At 36.8% G+C, this 24,199-nt stretch carries 20 protein-coding genes; 17 read left to right on the forward strand and 3 right to left on the reverse strand.

Going from position 1 to position 24,199, the window contains the following annotated elements; all coding sequences use genetic code 11:
- Nucleotides 1-158 precede the first annotated feature (158 nt).
- From DCO56_RS20155 to DCO56_RS20165, 3 genes are all read left to right on the forward strand, one after another.
- Nucleotides 159-605 carry a nuclear transport factor 2 family protein gene (locus DCO56_RS20155; RefSeq protein ID WP_146191096.1) on the forward strand — a complete coding sequence of 149 codons (447 nt, stop codon included), beginning with the start codon at nt 159-161 and terminating at the stop codon, nt 603-605.
- 500 nt (nt 606-1,105) lie between these two features.
- The gene (locus DCO56_RS20160) at nt 1,106-1,723 is read left to right on the forward strand and encodes a hypothetical protein (protein WP_108635551.1); all 618 of its coding nucleotides are present in this window, start codon (nt 1,106-1,108) and stop codon (nt 1,721-1,723) included.
- 429 nt (nt 1,724-2,152) lie between these two features.
- A complete protein-coding gene (locus tag DCO56_RS20165) occupies nt 2,153-2,599 on the forward strand; it encodes a nuclear transport factor 2 family protein (protein ID WP_108635552.1) in 447 nt (148 codons plus the stop codon).
- A gap of 289 nt (nt 2,600-2,888) precedes the next feature.
- Here DCO56_RS20165 and DCO56_RS20170 read toward each other — a convergent pair whose 3' ends face one another.
- The 3 genes from DCO56_RS20170 to DCO56_RS20180 form a co-directional block, all read right to left on the reverse strand.
- Entirely contained in the window at nt 2,889-3,266 is a 378-nt protein-coding gene (locus DCO56_RS20170) for a cyclic-phosphate processing receiver domain-containing protein (protein ID WP_219929430.1), read from the reverse strand.
- Nucleotides 3,267-3,445: 179 nt separating this feature from the next.
- Nucleotides 3,446-4,012, reverse strand: coding sequence for a metallophosphoesterase family protein (locus tag DCO56_RS20175; RefSeq protein WP_108635553.1), 567 nt, complete (start codon nt 4,010-4,012; stop codon nt 3,446-3,448).
- Between the two features lie 12 nt (nt 4,013-4,024).
- Complete coding sequence (locus DCO56_RS20180) at nt 4,025-4,924, reverse strand: helix-turn-helix transcriptional regulator (protein ID WP_108635554.1); 900 nt, start codon at nt 4,922-4,924, stop codon at nt 4,025-4,027.
- A 143-nt stretch (nt 4,925-5,067) separates the two neighbouring features.
- On the opposite strand from DCO56_RS20180, the gene DCO56_RS20185 reads away from it, so the two are divergent.
- The 14 genes from DCO56_RS20185 (at nt 5,068) to istB (ending at nt 24,109) form a co-directional block, all read left to right on the forward strand.
- Nucleotides 5,068-5,430 (forward strand): hypothetical protein, encoded by a 363-nt coding sequence (locus tag DCO56_RS20185; RefSeq protein ID WP_108635555.1) that lies wholly within the window; start codon nt 5,068-5,070, stop codon nt 5,428-5,430.
- The gene (locus DCO56_RS20190) at nt 5,420-6,073 is read left to right on the forward strand and encodes a hypothetical protein (RefSeq protein WP_108635556.1); all 654 of its coding nucleotides are present in this window, start codon (nt 5,420-5,422) and stop codon (nt 6,071-6,073) included. Before DCO56_RS20185 ends, DCO56_RS20190 begins: the two co-directional genes overlap by 11 nt.
- 139 nt (nt 6,074-6,212) lie before the next feature.
- Entirely contained in the window at nt 6,213-6,434 is a 222-nt protein-coding gene (locus DCO56_RS20195; RefSeq protein WP_108635557.1) for a DUF6140 family protein, read from the forward strand.
- Nucleotides 6,435-6,466: 32 nt separating this feature from the next.
- Nucleotides 6,467-8,353 (forward strand): DUF262 domain-containing protein, encoded by a 1,887-nt coding sequence (locus DCO56_RS20200; RefSeq protein WP_108635558.1) that lies wholly within the window; start codon nt 6,467-6,469, stop codon nt 8,351-8,353.
- Nucleotides 8,322-10,631 (forward strand): DUF262 domain-containing protein, encoded by a 2,310-nt coding sequence (locus tag DCO56_RS20205; protein WP_108635559.1) that lies wholly within the window; start codon nt 8,322-8,324, stop codon nt 10,629-10,631. The genes DCO56_RS20200 and DCO56_RS20205 overlap by 32 nt, the downstream gene beginning before the upstream one ends.
- On the forward strand, nt 10,621-11,340 hold the full coding sequence (locus tag DCO56_RS20210; RefSeq protein WP_146191097.1) for a hypothetical protein: 720 nt from the start codon (nt 10,621-10,623) through the stop codon (nt 11,338-11,340). The genes DCO56_RS20205 and DCO56_RS20210 overlap by 11 nt, the downstream gene beginning before the upstream one ends.
- A 117-nt stretch (nt 11,341-11,457) precedes the next feature.
- A complete protein-coding gene (gene mobA, locus DCO56_RS20215; protein WP_181390626.1) occupies nt 11,458-11,889 on the forward strand; it encodes a conjugal transfer protein MobA in 432 nt (143 codons plus the stop codon).
- A gap of 80 nt (nt 11,890-11,969) precedes the next feature.
- The gene (locus DCO56_RS20220; protein WP_108635562.1) at nt 11,970-12,260 is read left to right on the forward strand and encodes a helix-turn-helix domain-containing protein; all 291 of its coding nucleotides are present in this window, start codon (nt 11,970-11,972) and stop codon (nt 12,258-12,260) included.
- Nucleotide 12,261: 1 nt separating this feature from the next.
- Nucleotides 12,262-15,507 (forward strand): helicase-related protein, encoded by a 3,246-nt coding sequence (locus tag DCO56_RS20225; protein ID WP_108635563.1) that lies wholly within the window; start codon nt 12,262-12,264, stop codon nt 15,505-15,507.
- 5 nt (nt 15,508-15,512) lie between these two features.
- Nucleotides 15,513-18,911 (forward strand): Eco57I restriction-modification methylase domain-containing protein, encoded by a 3,399-nt coding sequence (locus DCO56_RS20230; RefSeq protein ID WP_108635564.1) that lies wholly within the window; start codon nt 15,513-15,515, stop codon nt 18,909-18,911.
- A gap of 47 nt (nt 18,912-18,958) precedes the next feature.
- Nucleotides 18,959-20,821, forward strand: a complete 1,863-nt coding sequence (locus DCO56_RS20235) for an AAA family ATPase (RefSeq protein ID WP_108635565.1) — start codon at nt 18,959-18,961, stop codon at nt 20,819-20,821.
- 350 nt (nt 20,822-21,171) lie between these two features.
- Nucleotides 21,172-21,414, forward strand: coding sequence for an IS66 family insertion sequence element accessory protein TnpA (gene tnpA, locus DCO56_RS20240; protein WP_245935881.1), 243 nt, complete (start codon nt 21,172-21,174; stop codon nt 21,412-21,414).
- A 357-nt stretch (nt 21,415-21,771) separates the two neighbouring features.
- Nucleotides 21,772-23,349 carry an IS21 family transposase gene (gene istA, locus DCO56_RS20245; RefSeq protein ID WP_245935882.1) on the forward strand — a complete coding sequence of 526 codons (1,578 nt, stop codon included), beginning with the start codon at nt 21,772-21,774 and terminating at the stop codon, nt 23,347-23,349.
- 43 nt (nt 23,350-23,392) lie between these two features.
- Nucleotides 23,393-24,109 carry an IS21-like element helper ATPase IstB gene (gene istB / locus DCO56_RS20250; RefSeq protein WP_108635567.1) on the forward strand — a complete coding sequence of 239 codons (717 nt, stop codon included), beginning with the start codon at nt 23,393-23,395 and terminating at the stop codon, nt 24,107-24,109.
- The last annotated feature ends 90 nt before the right edge of the window (nt 24,110-24,199 follow it).

Raw genomic sequence — 24,199 nt, forward strand, 5'->3', positions numbered from 1 at the left:
GAACTTTGCCATGAGTGGTCCATTAACCTCCCCATTCCCGTCATTCACCGAGTTTTCCTGATCGTTGATCTAAAGCCCATAGGCTAGGGGCCTATTGTGTTGTAGTTTTGAATCAACAAATAAGAACAAAAAAACTAACACAACAAAATAAAGACATTATGAAAACACTAGTAAAAACATTCGCAGCAGCAGCATTAATCGCAGTATCAACATTCGCTATGGCCGCTAACGGACCAGGATCAAAAGCAGCAAAAGCAAGCGTAAACCTTACTACAGCAGATTTCGCACTGGACCATTATGTAGCGGTCACTACTGAGGGCGAATCGGCGGGAGTAGAGCAGTTATTCGCCGAAGATTTCAACCAAAAGATCCAAGCTTTCAATGCACAAAACCATAACCGTGAAGAAGTCATCAAATCCTTAAAAAAACAAAAAGGTGAGAAACTAAACTGTACAGTAAGCACAGACATCATAGAAGAATCAGCAGACTACATGGTGGCTAAGGTGACTCTAAAATTTGAGAACTTCACCAAGACAGATGTGGTTACCTTAGCGCGCGAGGGCAATGACTGGAAAGTGTCCAAATCAATCAACTCATATAAATAAGAGCCATCTCAAATAAATATATAAATGTTGTAAAGCCACATCGAGAGATGTGGCTTTTTTACGTCAAAAGGGCCTGATTCTCATCAGACCCTTTCTCTTAGCGTTTATCTGTACAGTAATTTTTATGTTTCTTATCGTTTCCTCTTTTTTGTTTCGTCATCCAATGTTTTTAAAGACAATTGGATTTTCACTGCACTACGCCAATTTTTATGTTGATCCTTTCTCTAGAAAGGTAACTAATAGCCGTTTTATATAGTAAGAACAATAGTCAATTTGAAATAGTTTTATTGGAGTAAATTATTTTTGATAACTTGAATTGGCTTATTAAATGGACAATGACTTATATCATCAAAAACTTTTGGTACTACTTTCGGCATGTCCTGCTTTGAAGGTAAATTTGCCGTCGAACTGCATATTTTCCGGTGAGCAATGAGACGATCATTAATAGTCATTGTAAATATCGTTATAACAAGGGTAACTAATTTAAGTACTGGAAAATTATGGTAAATAGAAGTGTGATCAAAAAGCTTTCAGACAACGAACTCGAAAAGTATATAAAACCAGGTAGTAGGTCAGTAGCGGATGCTGTTCAATATGCTTATGAGATTCTTAAAGATAGGGGGCGAGATTTTGCTCCCGCTGAATCAGAGCAGATCGAAGCGCTGATTAATCAGAAGCGAGAAGCAGAGTTTGCGGAGGAGAATTCTTGGGATGAGGGAGCTACAACTGATGAAGATGCTATCAAACTATATAAAAATAGCGCGATATTATTTTTTTGCCTGTTTTTTGGAGTTATTTTCGGCGCTGTGCTCCAAGCTTTAAATTTCCTAAGAATAAAAGATATCAAGGGGGCTGTTGTCTCTTTGTTATTTGCAATAGGCTACACTCTGTTACAGATTTATATTATCGATTATATAGGTGGAAACTATATGGACATCACTGATAGTAGTTTTTATATCAGGCTGTTTTTTTCAGGTATTGGAGTAGTCGGCTTATCTCTTATTCGCGGGCTTATGTTTCCGAAAGATCTTAAATATAGAAGCAGGTCTACAGTAGTCCCGGTCGTGGTATCATTTTTAATATTGGCTACTATTTTTATAATGTACACAACAGGCTGATCTTAGTGAAAAGTAAACATGCAAATGAAATCAATTCCATACGATAAGAACGGAATGATTGGAGGCTTCCTGACAAACTGATGGCTTTCAATCCCGCCCTACTTAGAAATATAAAGGGCATGATAAATGACCAAAATATTATGGCGACAATAAATTGATAATCTGTATTTTGGTTCGCTTGAAGTGCCAAAATAAATCTTGGTACACAAATTATGATAATTAGAAATAAACCAAACTTCCAGTTGAAATTGAGAAAACTTTTCCCAAAGCTTCTTAAAATAAAATTGCATTCTTTCACCTCCCCATTCCCGCCATTCACCGAGTTTTCCTGATCGTTGGTCTAAAGCCTATAGGCCAGGGGCGTATTGTGTCGTAGTTTTGAGCCAACAAATAAGAACAACAGAACTAACACAATAAAATAAAGACATTATGAGAACGCTAGTAAAAACATTCGCAGCAGCAGCCTTAATCGCAGTATCTACTTTTGCTATGGCCGCTGAAGGACCCGGTTCAAAATCAGCAAAAGCAAACGTTAACCTTTCTACAGCAGACTTTGCCCTTGACCATTATGTTGCGGTAACAACCGAAGGCCAGTCGGCAGGAGTAGAACAATTGTTTGCTGAAGACTTCAGCCAAAAAATCCAAGCTTCCAATGCACAATCTCATAGCCGTGAAGCAGTTATCAAATCCTTGAAAAAGCAAAAAGGTGAGCGTTTAAACTGTATGGTGAGTACCTACATCCTTGAAGAGTCAGCAGACTATATGGTGGCTAAAGTGACCTTGAAATTTGAGAGCTTTACCAAGACTGACTTGGTTACGTTGGAGCGTGTGGGGAATGAATGGAAAGTCTCCAAATCAATCAATTCGTATAAATAAGAGCCATCCCTTACAAATATATAAGTTGTGAAGCCACGTCGAGAGATGTGGCTTTTTGTTTATTTTAAATAGGATATAGATATTGTCCTTCCTCAAGAGTTCTTTATAAAATGTATGTTGGCGAGCGAACAGCATAAGGCATTGCATACAGTTTGCAAGTGTTTTTACAGACGAAGCAATTGTCTCTACACTGTGGAGAGAATTGCAAAGCGGATACGGCGCGACGTTTTCCGAGAAAAGTCTGCGAAGGATAATGCAGGTGCTATCTATTTGAGCTCTAAAAGTTTGGTTAACCTTTATCAATGCTTTTAATAAAATTGTTCCAGTAGGATAAGATGTTTGTTTTGCCTACGGGGTTTTGCGAGTGACATAATACCTGGGGCAAAACCCGATGTTCCTGTTCAATAATTAGATTCACGATATACTTCACAGCGTCATACCCCGACTCTGCTTCTGTGTTGTCAAGATTTATTCCCAGATCATGATCAAAAGAGATGATTGACGGAATACCGTTTTCAGATATATAGGTCACAAAATCTTGATAACTACGAATAACGGTCCAATCGGTTAGAAGATATTGGTCTATTTCTTCCTTCGATATATAGTAAGTCAGATCCGATGGTATTCTGATATCATCCAAAAATACACCTTTCGTATTATGCCCCATTGATTTCCGTAATTTCCTATTTAAATATAACTTAATTGAAGCGTTATTTCGAATGATAGCTTTCTAAAACTATGTTCGTTTATTTGTTTCACCCCTGTCTTGGATATACCCGTAAATAGTGCGGGCCTATGAGAAACATTAGTAAAAAAGTAATACAAGAGCTAAAATAGCCATGCTAATCACAGCTTTCCTTTCAACAGCTCATACAAGGACGTGTTGATAAATTGAATAGCCTTAACCTTCTTCTTACCGTAGTCCGCATGATTATGACCAAAAACATGGTACTTTGGTGATCGTTCCAATACAAACTCACGGATTTCCGTGCTGCCATAGCCATTGTCCAAAATACCAGCTGGCGGATAGTGCGAAACCATAATATCAATTTGTACCTCCGATTCCATGTGGTGAAAAAAAGGAAAACCACTAATGCCCATGACCTGGATATCATTTATCCTAACCGAACTGTCGTTAAGCCAATGGATCCCTTCGGGTATCAATTTTTTGCTTTGTAGCGGTTCCAGCTCAAAGAGTAGGTCATGATTTCCATGCACAAATATTTTGTGCGGTATGGCAAGCCCCGCATACCACACAAAGAAATCCGATAGCTGAACCATATCGCCCGCATCGCAGATATCGCCACAATGGATTATGATATCGATTCCCTCAGGAATATCCAGTTGACGATGCATCCCATGCGTGTCCGACAACAAGAGTACGTTTTGCCCTTTTAACTTAATGATATGCATATTGACGGAAAGTTAGGATTGCCGATGTAATGATTTAAGATATTCCTCTTTCATCCTGTCAGCTAGACTTTGAGGAGCAATGACACTGACTTCGGCACCTACCGAAAGCAGCTCCATCACAAAATCATGCGTGATGTAGATGTTGAGCTTTACACGCAGCTCCTCCTCATTGTCAGCCAGTATTTCCTGTGTATGATGCAAAGGCAATGACCTGATATATTTGCCCTGAAAAGCAGAATAGGAGAGGATCACTTCTTCGATTTGCTGGTCTTCATGCGGAAGTATAATACCAAAACTATGCTCGAAGAGCGTTTCAGGATCTACTTTGAGAGCCTTGAATTTTCCAGCTTTCACCACTTCCAGTGCTAAGATCCTATCCAGGGGAAAGATCCTGAGACTATCCTTGTCCAGATCCTGCCCAATGACATACCAGCGGTTGCGCACTTCTTTTAGGAGGATGGGAAATAATCTTCGGTGTTCTACCTCGGTTTCATAGTACTTGCGGTAATCGAAATAGAGCACAAGGTCATTATGTATCGCCTGTACAATATCTCCCAGATATTCTGTCCCCCTTGGCTTGCGCTGTTCAAAGACGATTTTCTTTGAGCCATTATCTCCCAGACGCATCAGGTTGAATATGTCAAAGGCATCCAGTGCCCGCTCCGATTCCTCGGTGTCGTGCTGGATAAAGTATTGTTTTTTTGAACGGTCGCTTTCGATCGAGATTCTATAAAGTACCCTGATATCATCAATGTCGCGTTGAAACTGACGTTGGCTGATCGTGTGGAAGTCATCACCAATAAATGTTGATTCGTACTGTAACATCTGGTCAATCTCCGGCCAGGAAAGCGGTCTGTGACGCAATTTGTTGATAATTAACTTGTGGCGTAATATGGTGTTTCTTACTGACATAAATAAGCTTTTGACAAAGATAGATTTAGGAAGCGACAAAATACGTCGTCTTGACCAGGGGGGAGAAAAAAAATATTTTTTTCGAGATAGCGACACCCTTTGACCGCTCCTGAGCCTAAGTTTGGACCAAACAAAATTATTTTATGGAAAAAGAAACGAATCAACAGAATATCTCGTCGCGTGAGCAATGGATTTTGGCCAATAGTGGAACTGGTATTACGACCGAATTATGGAAAGCAATCCGATCATTTATCAAAGTCGCGTCTCTGGCCGTTGCAGCTTTTAGTGCAAGCTTTCACGTGATGCCTGATCATAGCTATCGGATATTCCCGAAAGAACGGCTATCCTTTGCCTATACGGTGATAGCATCATCAGATGTAGATCGTCTGATCGATCGGTACAATGAAGCAGCAGGAATGGAACGCACGTTGATCCGTCAGGAATATATTTATCAGCGGCTGGATGAATTAGGTATTATCGTTTCGAAGGAACAAGATGGAGAATAAATATCGCGAAACCTTGTCGGCTTTGGATCTGGTCAGTATAGGGTTTGAGGCTTTTAACCTATTGGTTCAAATCAAGGGTATGTACTCTCACCTTCGTGTAGGTTACATTTATTATGCAGCATTGGATTGTCTGTCTGATTGGCAAGGAAACCCTGTAGTTGATAATTTTACCTTTATTCCATTGATGACCGATGCGGTTCCCATTTATGGGGGAACAAGCTATCGGATATGTTCCATCGATATCAATACCGTACATGCACATTTGGAGGCTTTTGCCGATCATACAGTACTCTTTGGTGCCATGCACGATCCTATTTTGATCAAATTGCTCGATTTCTATGCATTCAGCCAAAAACGACTGATCTTGCGCAGACCATTGAAATTGGAAGGGAGTAATGCAAAACCTTATATCGATAAATATCTAAGATTTTCCAAGACATGGGATCACGTCACCGTATTGGACAGCCACAAGGTGATTCGATATTTAAATCGTTTGGATAGTCTTTTGAGACTTCCTGAAGTAGGAGAGGAAATAGAGCAATTGTGGCTCAAACTGATTCTTGAGCAATTGGATCTCCCTGTATCGATCGACTTCGCTAATCCTAGATTGCCTCAACACTCCTGTTTATTTATTAATCTCTGATAGCGACCGACTTTGACGTTATAGCCAAGTATATTTAACGAAGTTCAACAAAATCGTTACGCTCTTTTATTATGAAACGATTGAAATTACTTTTTAACTATGCAAATATTTATTAATTTAACATAATCATATTAATCTAATGAGCCTATTTTTAATTACTGTAAAATCACGTCTGGCGGCGAATTTGACCGTCATGGAAAAAGGAATGACAGTGGAAGTATCCTGTCGCGATTCCGAATTATATGCCAATGGCTGCCCCCATGTCAAGGAAGCTTTTATGCGCAAATATGGTATTGATCTGCTGAAATTAGGCGGCCCCAATGCGATATGGAACTATTTTGATATTAAAAAGATTTCTTGAAATTTCTGATAAACACCTATATAAATAAGACTATGGAAAGTGAACTTTTATTAAAGACAGAAAATATATTGAAACCAATTTCGGTGCAGGAACTTACAATTCAAAGTGATGGACCCAAGTATCGTTTTTATATACCTTCCTATCAAAGAGGTTATCGATGGGGGACTACTGAAGTAGAAGCCCTTTTAGACGATATTTTGGAATTTTCACAAATTAAAACTTCAACAAAAGAAAGATATTGTTTACAACCTATCGTTGTGAAAAAAATGTCAAATGGAGCCTATGAAGTATTGGATGGCCAACAGCGTTTGACAACGATATTCATTTTATTGACAAAGCTTAGAAAAAAAATAGATGATATTAACTTATTTAGTATCGAATATGAGACTCGTCCAAATAGTAAAACTTTTTTAGATCAATTGGATAATTCTCTTGATACCAGCAACCCAGACTTCTATTACATGAGTAATGCATATATTGCCATAAATAATTGGTTTGAGGGAAAAAAGACATCTGCAAATGTTGCTTGGAAGATATATGAAGAACTAATTGAACGTGTAGATTTTATTTGGTATGAGATCACGGATCCATTTATTAATCCAATAGATGTATTTACTCGAATTAATATTGGTAAGATACCTTTGACGAATTCGGAGTTAGTAAAAGCTGTATTTTTAAGTAAGGAAAATTTAGCTTTAGGAAGGCAGCCCGAATCAGATGATACATCTTATAAAACTGCACTGTCTCATAAACAGGCGTTGATCGCAATGGAATGGGATCAGATGGAGAAACAGTTACAGGATAAAAGTTTTTGGAGCTTTATCTATAATGGTGATCCTAAACGATATGAAACTAGAATTGACTATATTCTCGACTTAATTACCGGAAAAACTGAATTAGAGCAAAACAAATATTTCGCTTTTCAGTGCTTTTATAACAGAATTAAGGAAGTTCGATTGGACCAAGAGTCTTTGAGGACGTTAAGTGACCAAAATTCATCCTTTGTTGAACAGGAATGGAATAAGCTAAAGCAATATTTTGATATTTTATTGGAATGGTATACTCAAAAGACATTTAATCATTTGATTGGTTTTTTGATTTTTGATAATATCAACTTAATTAAGCTTCTTGATTTGTATAAAGATAATGATAGAAAGTTATTCCTCGATAATATAATAAAGCTAGTAAAAAAAAGTGTCGAAGGAGATTTATCTACCTTAAGATATAATGAGCATAATAGAAAAATTCATACTATTTTGGTTTTTCACAATATCATGCATTCCCTTATACAACCAGATACTTCCAAGCACTTTCCGTTCGAACGTATTAAAGACAACGTAAAATGGTCTTTGGAGCATATTTATGCCCAGAATTCCGATGATATTAGAGAAGTCGATCAGCAACTTTGGGCTGTTGATCATTGGGAGCATTTCAATTTTTATTACCCTGAAGAAAGTGGTATTCTATTTGAACTTGATCGTGTTCGAAGATCAGAAAAAACAGAGAGAGAAGAGTTTTTAAGTCTTTTTAAGCAGGTTGATGAATTTATTCAAGCAAAACTATGGAGTGCAGAAACTAGCGAGGAAACTGATACAGATAGCTGGACTTGGTTGAATGACGAGCATGCAATCTCCAACCTCACACTATTAGATGTTTCTTCAAATTCAGTATTAAGTAATTCTGTTTTCGCTATTAAACGTGATAAAATTAAAAAACTTGATATAGAGTCCGCTTATATACCAAGTGAAACTCGAAAAGTGTTTTTTAAATACTACACCAAACACCAAGGGAATGATGCTTACTGGACTAGAGCTGATAAAATTGCCTATGTTAATGATATTGAAAGTATGATATCAAAACTTGATGATCTTAAAAAAATAATCTACAATGAAAACAACACTTTGGAGTATTTTAAATAATAATATCGACGGTATTAATCTCAGTAGAGGCATTGAAATCCCTATGATTCAAAGAGATTATGCCCAAGGGAGACAAAATGCGAAAGCAAAGGAAATACGTGATATTTTTTTGTTTGACTTACATCAGGGAATGTTGAATGTCAAGCATAAGCATAGCCCCGCTTTGGATTTAGATTTCATTTATGGGGTTAATACCAATAATACATTTATACCACTTGACGGGCAACAGCGGTTAACAACATTATATTTGATCTATTGGTATTTCGCTTTTAGGGATAGGAAAATTGATGATTTAAAAGTTCAGCTGTCAAAATTTAGTTATGAGATAAGGCCTTCAACATCTTTGTTTTTGAAACGACTTTTAGATGGTTTGGATGAAAGTGATTATAGAGACGTGTTTGGAGATAATAGTAGCTTCGAGCGTGTCTTAAAAAATAAGAACTGGTATTTTGTTGTTTGGAACCACGATATTAGTATCAAAGCTATCCTCATTATGTTGGATTCAATACACGAAGTATTTAGAAAATCGGAGATCACTATTCATGATCTAATTGATGTCGAGAATCCACCAGTAACATTTAATTTCCTTCAAATATCAAATTTTGGATTATCCGATAGTTTATATGTTAAGATGAATTCGCGGGGTAAACCACTAACGAGTTTTGAAAATCTAAAGGCTGAGTTAGGTAAATTTATCAAAGAAAGCGATTTCAATTCCAATTATAATTATTCTATTAAGAGCTCGGATTTTGTTAAAGAAGTTGATGTTGAAACTTATTTTATGACCAAAATAGATAACGAGTGGAGTGATCTATTTTGGAGATATAGGGATAGTCAATATCTATTTGATGAGAAACTGCTTAATCTTTTATCGTTTATATCTCTAAATGTTCTTGCTATAAACAATAAGGTCGAATTTGATCATGCAATAGAGAAATTTTCTGATCCTGATTTTCAAATATCTTATTATTCATTATATGTTAATAATCTTATTAATGAAAGTACTATTATAAATTATATTGATATTTTAGATTTATTGACAATAAAAAACGTTGCTTTTAGAACTTATTTAGATGAATCAGGATTCTATGAGCAGATAATTTTACCTGTGTTTTCAAAGAAAATTAATGTAGATTATCAAATTCGTGTTTTGTTTTATGGGATTTTTGAATATGTCCGTAGAAATAAGCTTCATCTGGATATCATTGAGCTAAATAAGTGGAGTAGGCTGCTCCACAACATGACATCCAATACGATTTATAATAGATCCAGTGATTTCATAGATAGCTTACAGGGAATTTGTACGTTTTTGGATAGTTACTCTGGAGATCTTTATAAAGATTTCCTCAAAAACTCTATGTCTGGATTCGATTCTGTTCAAACTAAGGAAGAGCATATTAAATTGACCTTAAGAATTTCAGAATTGAACTTTAACCTAATACTTGATGAAATTGAAAATCACGGATACCTATTAGGGCAGATAACTGGAGTATTGGTAATCAGTGGTATTGTCGAACGTTACAATTATGACAAGTTCCAGTCATTGACACAAGAAGATTTAGTAACAATCAAGTGTAGTATTGAGAAAGCTTATAATAAATTTATAAAATTCTTTAATGAGAAAGGACTTATTCCCTTTCAAGATGATCTGTTTAGAAGAGCTTTGTTGACATATGGTGATTATGCGGTTTACTCAACTAATTTTTGTTTTTTCGTAAATAGTGGTCGTGATGTTAGTTGGAAGAGATTATTGAAGGAGCTAGGGACGAGCTTAAATACATATAATGTAGCTAGAGGAGCTTTTTTAAAGCTTTTCGATAATATTTCTTCTTCTGAAGATACATTAGAAGGGCTTCGGAATATTATCAAAGAATATTTAAATTCTAAAAATGAGGAAGATTGGTTATATTATTTTATCAAATATCCCATTATCCTAGAAAACTCTTACCAAAAATATGTTAAGTTCTTTGAGGGGGATCTTATTTATCCTTTACGTAGAACTAAATATTTTAAAGAGGAGGATCCAGATTATATGAGCCTGGTATTGAAACATAAACTTGAGAATGCGGGGATAGATACCAGAACGATAGATTTTGGATACATTCAGTCAGGAATTGAGCAATATGGTATAAAAAGTATTTTAGGTAAGTCAATTAAGATCGCATACAATCATGACCGCCAAGGTAAATTTTATATTAAAAAGCATGGTGATGAGGGTTTTTATATGGGAGACATAACAGCGGTCGTTAAATACATCAGTGGATATTTTGAAAAATAAAACTGATCTATCTAAAATGGAATGTTTAGGGAAGCCGAGCATTCCATTTTCAGATATTTACTCTGAAACCGAGTTTTTTAGATTTGGTTCTGGATCCTTGCTTAAGGATTTAATTAAATACGTCAATTTTAGCAACCTAAATTACGGTAAAAAAGTAATTTTTATAGGAGATGACGCGCAGCTGCCACCTGTGAATATGAATTTTTCTCCTGCACTTGACAGAAACTATTTAAATGAAAATTATAGCCTGATTTCAAGCGAATTTGAATTGACAGAGATTGTGAGGCAGAAAGTGGATAGTGGGATTTTACACAATGCAACTAAATTGAGAAAAGCCTTAAAGAACAATGTGTTTAATCAAGTTGATATTAACACCGGCTTTGAAGACATTATCGGTATTAAATATGATGAACTATTGTCAAAGTATTTATCTGCCTGTAACAATTCACTCTATGACCAAACAATAATTATAGCATATTCAAATTCATCTGTAAAAGAATACAACGATTTTGTTAGAAGCTATTTTTTTTCAAATCAAACTACTATAGCAATCGGCGACCGAATAATTTTGGTTGGTAACAATTACAATTATCCTCAAATAGAATTGTTGAACGGTGATTTCGGAACTATAAAAGATGTTTCTGCGTTAAATGAAATTCGGACTATTTCTCTAAAACGTAAGGACAAAAAAGTGAGATTGTTGAAGTAAAAGTTCCTCTTATTTTTAGAAAATCGAGTTTAGTGCCTCAAGACTACTTGCCCTTACACAGAGGGATAAACCATTTCTCCGAAGTCGAATGGTAGAAAAATTTAAAATCGATTTATTATGGAAGAAAAACACAGGAAACAGAACAAAGGTGGACACAAACCGAAGATTAATCCAAAAATGAACCGCCACGTTTTTCGTCTTACAGACGAAGAAAATGCTAAATTTTTAGCCCTTTTTGACCAATCAGAAATAGACAATAAGGCTAAATTTATTGTTTCATTATTGTTTGGAAAGGAAATGAAAACGGTTAAAATCGACAAAGGAACGGTTGATTTTTATATGCGATTGACATCGTTTCACAGTCAATTCCGTTCTATTGGAGTGAATTATAATCAAATTGTAAAGCTGTTGTACCGTCATTTTTCAGAGAGAAAAGCCGCAGCTTTTCTCTACAAATTAGAAAAACAAACGACTGAAATGGCGATATTGTGTCAAAAAATTATTCAGATAGCTGAAGAATTTGAAGCAAAATATTTGAAAAAAGAATAGAAAGAAAACTCCTTTCCGATTTCAATTTGAGTCTAAATTTTTCATACATTTGACAAATTAGTCCAAACAAGTATAACAAGATGAATTCTTTTGGAGAATATTTAAGAGATAAACGAGAACAGCTTGGTCTTCCACTTAGAAAGGTTGCGGCTGAACTTGATATTGACACTTCTATTTTAAGTAAAATTGAACGTGGAGAAAGAACCGCCACCAAGGAAATGTTGCCTGTTTTGGCGAACACTCTAAATATTCAACTAAGGGAAATAGAAATAGAATTTATCAAGGCAATTATTTTATCAGATTTAGGTGATTTGAAATTTTTAAAAGTCGGCTTAGAAGAAACGATTAACACCATTAAAAGCCGAAAGTAATATGAGTTCAAGCAATACAATAGACCAAACAGATTTAACTTTCTTCACCAACGAAGAAGGTCATACTTTATTAAGCCGTTTTAAATCAACTCTGAAAGACACACAGTTATTTGACGTGTTGGTTGGGTATTTCAGGGCAAGCGGTTTTCATCAATTGTACGATGCTTTAGAACCTGTTGAGAAAATCAGGATCCTTGTAGGTTTGAGTGTGGACAGAGATTCTTATGATATGATGCAATACTACGAACAAAATTCTACCATAGACTTTGAATCTCACCAACGAACTAAAAAAAGATACCAGAAGAACTTAAAAGAAGAAATTGAAACAAGTGATGAAAACGATAATTGTCTTGAAATAGGCATTAAAAAGTTTATTGAGTTTTTAAAAGCTGACTGCCAAGACCCTGAAATGGATAAAGCATATAATGGGAACGGCAAAAAATTAGAAATCAGGGCATATCCCTCCAAAAATATTCACGCCAAAGTGTATATCGGGAAGTTTAAGCCCGAAGACCGTGATTATGGGTTTGTGATTACGGGTTCAAGTAATTTTTCGGAATCAGGTTTTGTGACAAACCGTGAATTTAACGTCGAATTGCGAAGCAAAAGAGATGTGCTTTTTGCCGAAAATCAGTTCAACGCACTTTGGAAAGAATCAGTGGATATTTCAGAAGATTTTATTGATACCATTCAAAACAAAACTTGGCTCAACGACCAAATTTTACCCTATGAATTATACCTGAAATTGATTTATGAGTATTTGGAGGAAGACATCAATTTGGCTGATGAATTTGAACCTTTTCTACCCGATGGTTTTATGAAACTGAAATACCAACATCAGGCTGCCATTCAGGCTAAGAAAATTTTAGAAACCTACAACGGAGTTTTCTTAGCAGACGTTGTTGGTTTGGGTAAAACATTTATCACAGCTTTGTTGCTTCAACAGTTACAAGGTCGAACTTTGGTTGTTTGCCCACCTGTTTTGAAAGATTACTGGAAAGACTCTCTTTTTGATTTTGGAATCAGAAGTTTTGAGGTAGAATCGTTGGGCAAGTTGGAATACATCATCAAAAAAGGTTTGGAGCGTTACGACTACATCGTCGTTGATGAAGCTCACCGTTTCAGAAATGAGAATACACAATCGTATGCGGATTTGTTGGATATTTGCCGTGGCAAAAAAGTTATTTTGGTTACTGCAACACCTTTAAACAATACGGTTGATGATATTTTTGCTCAATTGAAATTATTTCAAGCACCAAAAAATTCAACTATTCCGGGAATACCGAATTTGGAAAAATATTTTTCAAATTTCAGAACCAAATTAGCAAAACTGGAAAAGACTGATCCCGAATACAAAAAACTCATCAAAGAAATTTCGGATGATATTAGAAATAGTATTTTGCGTTATGTAATGGTTCGCAGGACCCGAACAGACGTAATGACCTATTTCAAAAAGGATATGCAAATGCAGAATTTGACTTTCCCTGATTTGGACAATCCACAAAAGATAGTTTATGAATATGAGGGCGAATTAGAAACGACTTTTAACGCCACGATTAAGAAGCTACAAGAATTCACGTATGCCCGATATACGCCTTTACTCTATTACATTGGGAACAAAACATTAAGTGAGTTTGAAAGACAACAGCAACGCAACGTAGGTGGATTTATGAAAGGTATTTTGGTTAAACGTTTGGAAAGCAGTTTTCACGCATTTCGCCAAAGTGTTGACCGATTTATCTCTTCTTACGAGAAATTTATTGAGATGTACCAAAATGGCGCCGTTTACATCAGCAAGAAAGTAGATGTATACGACCTGATTGAAAGTGACAATATTGAAAAATTGGAAGCATTTGTTGAAGATGAAAAAGCACATAAATACGATTCGAAAGACTTCAAAAAGGATTTCATTAACAAATTGGAATTTGATCTCTCCATACTCAAGGAGGTAAAACATCTATGGCAAAATGTAAATTCAGACCCTAAGTCAGAAAAATTTGTAAATGATCTAAAATCAATAGCACATCTGGTGAAAAACAAACTTGTAATTTTTACCGAATCTAAGGAAACGGGTGATTATTTATACGAGATATTACAAGAGGAATTTCCTAGTAAAGTGATGTTCTACTCAAGTACAGGAGGAAGGCACACAAACAAAAGGCTAAAATCAAATCATAATATTTCGAGAGAAATAATTACAGCCAATTTTGATCCAAAACATAAAGCTCAACAAGATGATATAAGAATTCTAATAACTACGGATGTGTTGGCAGAAGGTATTAACTTGCACCGTTCTAATGTGTTGGTGAACTACGATTTGCCTTGGAATCCAACACGAGTGTTGCAACGTGCAGGACGCGTAAACCGTTTGGGAAGTAAGTTTCCGAAAGTACATATTTTTAACTTTTTCCCTACTACTCAATCTGACGAACATCTTGGTTTAGAAGTAAATATTACCAACAAAATCCAAATGTTTCACGACATATTAGGGGAAGATGCCAAATACCTTAGTGATGGTGAAGAATTCGGAAGTCAGGAGCTGTTCAATACCTTAAATAGCAAAACGGCTTATACGGGAGAAGATAGTGAAAGTGATTCTGAGTTGAAGTATTTGGAGTTGATGCGGAAAATCAGAGATGAACAGCCTGAATTGTTTGAGAAAATCAAAAACTTACCAAAGAAAGCCCGTTCAGGATTCAAAAAAGAAAAGTTAGAAAACGACCAATTGGTAACTTTTTTCCGTATTGGTAAACTCAAAAAGTTCTATATCAACCTAAACGGCAATTCAGGAGAAATAACTTTTTTTGATGCTGTAAAAGAATTGGAATGTAAACCCGAAACAAAGCGTGCCGACATTCCAAACGAGTATTATCATTTGTTACAAACCAATAAAACCCGCTTTGAATTGGATACTACTGTTGGCGATGAGCCGACAAAGGGAAGTGGTGGACGTTCAAACGCCAAGTACATTGAAACCCGATTGAAAGATAAATCCTTTAAAAATTTCAGAGGTTTTACCGATTCTAATGATGAGTTTTTGAATGGTATTCGTGAAATGTTAACACAAGGAACGATTGCTAAGAAAACAGCACAAATCATAAAAAACGAATTGGAAAAAACAACCGACCCACTTCAAATTTTACGTATTCTGGAAAAACATATCCGATATGTAGCTATTGAAGGAATACAAAATGCCAAGAAGTTTCAAAAACGTGAAGTTATCCTTTCGGGATATTTGATTAAGTAAGCAGTATGGACAAGAAAACAGCACAAGACCTTATAGAAAAAACGTTCAACAATGCGTTTAGTGAAGAACAATTTACTGTTTTTGCCAAAAACCTTTTGAATGATTTCGAGGATAAATACAATCATTACAGTGGAAACTTGATTTGGGACGACTACAAAGAACACATCAATTCATACAAACGCATTGGGAAATATATTGACCCTGAAGGCGAAGCCTTAGATGTGTTGGTGGTAGAAGTAAAAAGTGTTACCAAACTCGAACGGGCAAGAACCGTGTTGCGAAATTTTGTCATTAAACATCTGAGCAAGTTTGAAAAAGATTATGCTTTAGTCGCTTTTTACAGCAAAGAAGATACTGGGGCGGACTGGCGTTTTTCGTTTATCAAATTAGAATACCGTTCAGAATTAGATGAAGCCAAAGGCAAGGTAAAACTCAAAAAAGAATTTACCCCTGCCAAACGCTATTCGTTTTTGGTAGGCAAATACGAAAAAGCACATACCGCCAAAAACCAATTGTTGCCTTTGTTACAAAACATTGCCAACAATCCTACCATAGAAGAATTGGAAGCTGCCTTTAGCATTGAAAAAGTTACGGACGAATTCTTCAATCAATACAAAGACCTGTACATCAAACTCTACGAGCATTTTGAAAACGACAGCCCAATAAAAGCGGAATTAGACAAAGCAGGAATTGACAATGCACGGTTTACCAAAAAACTATTGGGGCAAATTGTGTTCTTGTATTTCTTACAAAAAAAAGGTTGGTTGGGCGTAGCACAAAACGAACGCTGGGGAACAGGTAAAAAACGCTTTGTACAGGAACTTTATGAACAAGCACACAACAAAAAACTCAACTTCTTTAAAGACAAACTGCAATACTTGTTTTACGAAGCATTGGCAAAAGAGCGTGATAACGAAAATTCGTACTACAAACGTTTCGACTGTCGTATTCCTTTCTTGAACGGTGGTTTGTTTGAAGCTGATTACGACTGGCTGAACGCTAATATCACTATTCCTTCAGCGCTGTTCCGAAACGAAGAAAAAAACAAATCGGGTGATGTAGGTACAGGTGTTTTAGATGTATTTGACCGCTACAACTTTACCATTAAGGAAGACGAACCGCTTGACAAGGAAGTAGCCGTTGACCCCGAAATGCTGGGAAAAGTATTTGAAAATATGCTTGATATTACCGAGCGTAAAAGCAAAGGGGCTTTTTATACGCCACGTGAAATTGTGCATTATATGTGTCAGGAGAGTTTGATACATTATTTGGACAATTCGCTGGAAGGAAACGTAAAAAAAGAAAACCTCGAAACCTTTATCCGTGAAGGGCATTTTGCATTGGAAAATGACGAACGGGTAGCAACCAAAGGCGAAACCAAAACATACCAATACCAACTGCCCGAAAGCATACGCCAAAATGCTGATTTGATTGACCAAAAGCTAAGCGATATAAAAATTTGCGACCCTGCCATTGGTTCAGGAGCTTTTCCTGTTGGTTTGCTACACGAATTGGTCAACGCAATGTTGGTGCTTAAACCGCATTTAAGTTACAACTACCTAACCGAAAAACTAAAAAGTTTTGGTTTTGAACACCGAGAAAGCGTAAGCGACAGCCGATATATTTACCGCCTGAAACGGCACATTATACAGGAAAGTATTTACGGGGTGGATATAGACGCTTCTGCCATAGACATTGCCAGACTACGGTTGTGGCTCTCCTTAGTGGTGGATGAAGACGACCTCGACCCGATTGAAACCCTGCCTAATTTAGATTACAAGATTGTATGTGGCAATTCATTGATAGGAATACCTGAAAATGGTACAATACTCGATGGTAATGCACAAAAGTTGTTGGAGGAGCTGAAAGAAAAGTTTTATAATGAAACTAATGAGGAAGAAAAAAAGAAACAAAGACATACCATAAATCAAAAAATTCAGGAGTTTCTAAAATCTTCATCTGAATGGGCTGGATACAAAATTGATTTTGACTTTAAACTCTTTTTCTCGGAAGTATGGCGAACAAAGGGAGGTTTTGATATTGTAATTGGGAATCCACCTTATGGGCTTTTAAATAAGAAGCAAAATCAGAATTTCTCAATAACTGTAAACTCCGCACACCTAGATTATTTTAAAGCGGCTCAAAAATATGAATCAGCTAAAGGGGGTATCATAAATATTTTCCGATTATTTATAACTCAATCTGGTGATCTTTTAAATAATAATGGTGTCTTTTCGGAAATATTTCCACTTGCATATACTGGTGATGTGACATCTAAAAATATAAGAGAACATAATCTTAAAAATTTTAAACTAATAGGAATTGAAGCATTCCCTGAAAGAGACGATGAAAATAAAAGAGTATTTAGACACGCGAAAATGTCCGTTGCTATTTTATTCTTCACAGCTAAAGGACAAGAGACAAATCGGTTCTATTTGAGAACTCATTCAGACAAGTTTATAAACGAATCAAATGAAAAAGTCTTCTTAACAAAGAACGACATTATTAATCTCGACCCGATTTATTATACAATACCAGTGCTTAGTGAGGATGACCTTAAAGTATTAAGGAAAATTTATTCAAATCAAGAGCGAATTTTGGATTTGACGAATTGTTATACTGGAGAAATAGATTTATCCCTTGATAAAAAATATTTGAGAGAATCTGAAAATTATAGCACTCTCCTAAAAGGAGCAATAATTGGGAGATATGAGATTCGAACCAAAATGAGTCAAGGTGAAATTATGTTTTTAGATTCGGATGAATACTTAAAAAATAATTTTGGTCCAAGGTCAACGCATTATTTGCAAGATAGGATAGGGATGCAGGGAATTACGGGAGTGAATGAAAAAATTCGTTTAAAAATGGCTTTAATTCCAAAAGGTATATTTCTGGCAAACTCAGTAAATTATATTCTTATGCCAGAAGGGTTAAAACAGAATAAAGTTGCTTTACTTCAACTAAATAGTGAATTACATAATTACGTTTTCAAGCTTACAAGTACAAACAGCAATGTAAATGGATATGAGGTCAATAACTTACCAATTATTCCTAACCCTAATTTATCGGAGATATTTTGCTATTTGGTTGATTATATACTCTTACTAACTAAGTCCCTCAAAAAAGAAAATTTAAGAATTCAACTTTCTTTTTTTGACTCATTAGCTTCTGCAATCACATATGAACTCTACTTCCCCGAAGAAATCAAATCCGCAGGCAAAGAAGTCTTAAAGCATTTAGGCGATTTACAACCTATAAATTATGAAATGAGCGAAGAAGAAAAATTGGCTATTATCCAAAGTGAGTTTGAGCGTTTGTATGACCCTAATCATCCTGTCCGTTTTGCCATAGAAACATTAGATAGTGTCGAGGAAGTAAGAATAATAAAAGAAGCTCTAAAATAGCTTTAGCTATTTATTGAGTCCATTAAAAATTAAAAGAACCGAGATAAATGAAAATACAGAATATCACGATAAATAAGTATAAAGCATTCACCAAGCAGGAAACTATTCCTATTAGTGGTTCTAATGTTTTTATTTACGGGGAAAATGGAAGTGGCAAGAGCTCGTTTTACTATGCTTTGAAAGACTTTTTCCAATCCAGTGTAGAAAATGTCCAAATGTCAAATCTTAGAAACTTCAATCTGACAGATGGGGGAACAGATTGTTCTATTGAAGTTGAATTTGACGGTGGAACAAAAAATATTCTAAATGAAACAACAAAGAATACAAATACTACACAAATAATAGATGCAAATAGATTAAAGAGCTTCTTGACATACAAACATCTATTAGGGGTTCACAATGTAAAGATTTCGGACAGAATTGATGTGTTTGAGTTGGTTGTAAACGGGGTATTAAAACACTTCAAATCAAATACCATAACTGAGAACATAGAATTGTCAAGGTTATGGAATGACGTGCTTGTTGAGCACGACAAAGGATTTGGAAGTGGACACGAGTTTTATTTCGCACGTCAATTAAAGGCATCGGTTGAAAACAAAGCCCGAAAAGTGAACAGAGCCCTTGACAGCCTTTTTCATTCAACAGGTTCTGATTATTTAGCACCTTTTGTGAATAGAGTTTTGCAGAAACTTTATCCCGAAATGGAGATTCAATTTACCCGAAGAAATATCACTATAAACGATTGGGGACGAATAGACCAATTTCCAGTAATCAATTTACAAGTTTCTGAAAATGGGAGTTCAATAGATGCACATAATCCGCATTTTGCGTTGAACGAAGCAAAGCTTTCTGCCATTGCAATAAGTATTTTCTTGGGTGCTATTATCAAACAAAGTCCATTTTCAGCCGATTTGAAGCCGTTGTTTTTAGATGACATTTTAATTGGCTTGGATAACGAAAATCGTTTGAAATTGTTGGAATTACTCAAAGAAACGGATACCCCTGAAGAAGACAAAGTTTTTAAGGATTTTCAAATTTTCATCACAACTTATGATAGACATTGGTATGAAGTTGCCAAAGTAAATTTACCCAAAAACTGGAAGTTTATTGAATTTTACAAAAGTAATTCTGGTCCTCAAATTATTCATAACGATAAAACATCATTGGAAAAAGCAAGAGCATATTTTGATGCATTTGATTTTCCTGCGTGTGCCAATGCTTTGCGGAAAGAATGTGAACGTCTGTTGCGTAGCAAACTTTTAAAAACATACACGGTTGGCGAAGGTTTGAAAGGTTTAGTAAAACCAATCAACTTAGAAACATTAATTAACCGTTTGAAAGAATACTACGAAGACCTTGGCATTGAACCACCAAATAAATTAGTTGACAGTTTACAGAATTATAAAAGTATTTTATTCAATCCAATGTCCCACAGCGATATTGAAAGCCCAATTTACCGTAACGATTTGGAACTTGCCTTCCAGACAATCCAAGATTTAGAAGCAATTGTTTTGCCGAAAAGGACAGTAATAATTGAGAAGGGAACTATTTTCAACCTTTCATTACCAGCAATTGATTACACTGCCCAACTGGAAATTGCCAAAGATGTTTATATAGTTGAGCACAACGGAACTAAGATAGAAACAACAATTAGCTTCTTCTTCAAAACGTGGACGAGAGCAGGTGTTTTACACGCAATACCGACAGGTGTTCCCCCAGGAGCGATGACTAATGTTAACAGGCTTGAACAAGTAAAATCAAGCCCTTTTCCCATAGATAAGGCAGTAAATGGATTAAATGTGACTTTTACTGATAGAGGGGTTGTAAATATCAATGAAGAGGATTTACAAAATGCAATGACATTAGCAGGAGATACATTGTCCGCTTTAATCAATAGTGCAAAGCAGTAATAATTTTCGATTAACCTGTCAAGATATATAGAATATGATTTAAAGTCTTTATTCTAATTTAGTGTGATTGGTTAATTTTTTATACATTTGCTATGAGCTAACGGAAACGTGTTGAAATGCAAAGCAATAAGCACCGTTACCAAATCGTTACCTTGTAATCTTTGATTATCTGCATATTCCGCACCATACTACACCACTATTCCGCTCCAAAGTACACCAGTGATTCCGCTGCAAAATACACCACTTTGGTGTAAATTTTTAGCAGCCTAATTATAAGTTGGCGGTCTTTTAGTATCCGTCCTACCAAGTACATATTGACTTAGATTACCATGGTTGTTAGCTTTGTTGCTATGAATAACATTCAAGAAAAACGTGAGCGTATGCTGTCTATGATAGCAGACTGGCAGCAGAGCGGAAAAAGTAAGAAAGCTTACTGTATTGAAAATGGGATCACTGAAGCGACCTTTTATTATTGGTTTTCTCGCAGTAAAGAAAATCACACAGGCGGCGGCAGCTTTATAACAATTGATAAGGCGCGGGGAAAGAGCGATGTTGAGATTATTTATCCCAATGGTGTGCGTATAAAGACTTAAAATGATCTTACCCTTTTATCACAGCTGATCCGTCTTTACTGATGTTTGCCCTGGGATCCTCGCACCGTTTTTATCTTTATGATGGCTTTTGCGACATGCGAAAATCATTCGACGGGCTCTGTGGACTGATCGGTTCAGGGTGGATATACTTGAACAAGCTGACCCCTCAAAATTGAATTAGAATTAGGGATGCGTAGTGCGTTTAAAGCTGTTATTCAACTGCCATACTGGCTCATGTTGACCCCCTAATTCATTTTTCAGTTCATTGCGCTGGAGCATGCTGACCCCTTAGCAAGTAGTTTTTGTTACTTAGTGATCAAACAATTCGGATCACTGATGGCTGGAAAACCAAAACGAATGAGTCAGATAAAGCAATTAATCAGATTGTACCAGAGCGGTAGCGGAATAAAAACAATCGCCCGCATCCTTGGTATGAGCAAGAATACGGTGAAGTCCTATCTTAAAAAGATGGCCGACGGCGGTTTCAATACGGAAGAACTTCTTAAACAGGAGGATCCCCTGTTGGAAAAGTCGTTCCACGCAGGGAATCCTGCTTACAAGGCAGACAAGTTTGAGTACCTAAAAAGCCGTCTTGACTATTATGAAAAAGAACTTAAGCGTACCGGAGTTACCAAGCTGCTGCTCTGGCAAGAATATATAGAAAGTGATCCCACGGGTTATAGCTATCCACAGTTCAACTATCATTTAAGGCAACAGCTTGTCTCGCGCAAGGGCAGCATGGTGATTGAACATACCGCCGGTGATAAACTATATATTGACTTTTCCGGAAAAAAGCTCCATTATATTGACAGGTCCACCGGGGAGCTGGTCGCCTGTGAGGTATTTGTGGCCTGCCTGCCCTTTTCAGACTATGCATTTGCCATCGCTGTACCATCTCAGCAGACCCCCGACTTTTTTTATGCACTGAGCAGCTGCCTGGAGTCCCTTGGCGGTGTGCCCAAGGCTATTGTCCCCGACAATCTCAAAGCAGCGGTCATCAAGGCCGATAAATATGAGCCGGTACTGAACCAGTCCATGGAAGACTTTGCCAATCACTACGGCACAGCTGTGGTTCCGGCGCGTGCGGGCCGCCCAAAAGACAAATCATTGGTAGAAAATCAGGTAAAAATGATCTATACCCGTGTTTTTGCACCACTGAGAAACAGGCAGTTCTTTGATATCCATACGCTCAATGAAGCTATAAAGGTCTGTATGTTAAAGCACAACCAGACCCGGATGCAGCAAAAGCCATACTGCCGGGAAGAGCGGTTCTTAAGTTCCGAAAAATCAACATTGGGCGAACTTCCCAAAGAACGCTTCGAGCTGAAGAGCTATGCTGAACTCAAAGTTGGGGATAACGGACATATCTATCTGCAGCGCAATAAACACTATTACAGCGTACCCTTCGCTTATATCGGAACAAAGGTAAAGATCATTTACACACGCAATATGCTCTCGATCTATTGTCGGGGCAAACAGATTGCCGCGCACATACGCAGTTACAGGGAAAATGCATACACCACTCTGGCGACACATTTAAGGTCCGAACATCAGGCGTATAAGAACCGCTCGCATGAAACGTACCTGACAAGGGCAAAAGCACACTCTGCGGAGTTCGCCAAACTTCTGGAGATACTCTTTGAGCGGGCGCATTATCCCGAGCAGTTATTCCGTACCTGTGACGGACTGTTCAGACTAAAACGGGACTTCCCGGCAGAAGAGTTTGATAAAACATGTAGTTACGTACTAAAAAATAAGCTATATACCTATTACTACTTTAGGAATGTACTTGAAAACGGAACAGCAAACAATCAGGAAGAAACTTCCGTAAAAAGCTCCCTGCCGGAGCATGCCAATATCAGGGGAAGAGCATACTATGCAGGCAGCCAGCCGACACTGTTTGATCAGCCAAACGATGGACCGACAATACAATGATGGGCAGGAATGACCAGAATAAAATAAACAATAATAAAATAAGATGAATATTGAAACACAGATGAGAGCGTTGCGCTTACATGGTATGGAGCGTAACTGGAAAGCATTAAATGAAACCCGCCGTAGTACAGAACTCACCCTTTCCGAAGGGCTGTCCCTATTGCTGCAGGCAGAATCAGATGAACGGGATGAAAAAAGGTTTGAGCGTCTCAAACAGAATGCCGGGTTCCGCTATCAGGCTTCGATAGAGGAGATAAACATGGTCGCTACCAGAGGTTTGGACAAGGGATTGATCACTACGCTGGCTACTGGCGAGTACATCAAAAAAGGAGATCCGATACTCATCAGCGGTGCTACGGGCTGTGGGAAGAGCTTCCTCTCTTCAGCATTGGGCCATCATGCTTGTGCGCAGGGGTATAAAGTCCTGTACTTTAACCTGCAAAAACTACTTCTAAAGACTAAAATGGCCCGCCTTGAAGGCACACTGCATAAGCTGATGGACAGGATATCAAAAACAGACCTGCTTATTGTGGGTGACTTTGGCCTGGTAAATCTGGACCAGCAGCAAAGGCTGGATCTGATGGAAATAATTGAAGATAGACACGCTAAGGCATCAACAATAATCGCCAGTCAGTTACCTGTGGCCAGTTGGTATGATGTAATCGGTGAAGATACAATTGCAGATGCAATACTTGATAGACTGATCCATGGATCTTACAGAATCGAACTTAAAGGCGAAAGTCTAAGAAAAAAGAAGTAATATTGTCAGGTCATCAGTTGGACTGAAGAAAGCCTTGATAGAGGGGTCAGTATGTCCAGCGGAGGGGTCAACATCAACATTATATCCAAT

The sequence above is a fragment of the Sphingobacterium athyrii genome (genome assembly GCF_003071065.1).
In the GTDB taxonomy this organism is placed as follows: domain Bacteria; phylum Bacteroidota; class Bacteroidia; order Sphingobacteriales; family Sphingobacteriaceae; genus Sphingobacterium; species Sphingobacterium athyrii.

Bases quoted from the DNA above. Each gene is read 5' to 3' on its own strand.
- DCO56_RS20155 (WP_146191096.1), top strand. From the start codon at position 159: ATGAAAACACTAGTAAAAACATTCGCAGCAGCAGCATTAATCGCAGTA.
- DCO56_RS20160 (WP_108635551.1), top strand. From the start codon at position 1,106: ATGGTAAATAGAAGTGTGATCAAAAAGCTTTCAGACAACGAACTCGAA.
- DCO56_RS20165 (WP_108635552.1), top strand. From the start codon at position 2,153: ATGAGAACGCTAGTAAAAACATTCGCAGCAGCAGCCTTAATCGCAGTA.
- DCO56_RS20170 (WP_219929430.1), bottom strand. From the start codon at position 3,266: ATGGGGCATAATACGAAAGGTGTATTTTTGGATGATATCAGAATACCA.
- DCO56_RS20175 (WP_108635553.1), bottom strand. From the start codon at position 4,012: ATGCATATCATTAAGTTAAAAGGGCAAAACGTACTCTTGTTGTCGGAC.
- DCO56_RS20180 (WP_108635554.1), bottom strand. From the start codon at position 4,924: ATGTCAGTAAGAAACACCATATTACGCCACAAGTTAATTATCAACAAA.
- DCO56_RS20185 (WP_108635555.1), top strand. From the start codon at position 5,068: ATGGAAAAAGAAACGAATCAACAGAATATCTCGTCGCGTGAGCAATGG.
- DCO56_RS20190 (WP_108635556.1), top strand. From the start codon at position 5,420: ATGGAGAATAAATATCGCGAAACCTTGTCGGCTTTGGATCTGGTCAGT.
- DCO56_RS20195 (WP_108635557.1), top strand. From the start codon at position 6,213: ATGAGCCTATTTTTAATTACTGTAAAATCACGTCTGGCGGCGAATTTG.
- DCO56_RS20200 (WP_108635558.1), top strand. From the start codon at position 6,467: ATGGAAAGTGAACTTTTATTAAAGACAGAAAATATATTGAAACCAATT.
- DCO56_RS20205 (WP_108635559.1), top strand. From the start codon at position 8,322: ATGAAAACAACACTTTGGAGTATTTTAAATAATAATATCGACGGTATT.
- mobA (WP_181390626.1), top strand. From the start codon at position 11,458: ATGGAAGAAAAACACAGGAAACAGAACAAAGGTGGACACAAACCGAAG.
- DCO56_RS20220 (WP_108635562.1), top strand. From the start codon at position 11,970: ATGAATTCTTTTGGAGAATATTTAAGAGATAAACGAGAACAGCTTGGT.
- DCO56_RS20225 (WP_108635563.1), top strand. From the start codon at position 12,262: ATGAGTTCAAGCAATACAATAGACCAAACAGATTTAACTTTCTTCACC.
- DCO56_RS20230 (WP_108635564.1), top strand. From the start codon at position 15,513: ATGGACAAGAAAACAGCACAAGACCTTATAGAAAAAACGTTCAACAAT.
- DCO56_RS20235 (WP_108635565.1), top strand. From the start codon at position 18,959: ATGAAAATACAGAATATCACGATAAATAAGTATAAAGCATTCACCAAG.
- tnpA (WP_245935881.1), top strand. From the start codon at position 21,172: ATGAATAACATTCAAGAAAAACGTGAGCGTATGCTGTCTATGATAGCA.
- istA (WP_245935882.1), top strand. From the start codon at position 21,772: ATGAGTCAGATAAAGCAATTAATCAGATTGTACCAGAGCGGTAGCGGA.
- istB (WP_108635567.1), top strand. From the start codon at position 23,393: ATGAATATTGAAACACAGATGAGAGCGTTGCGCTTACATGGTATGGAG.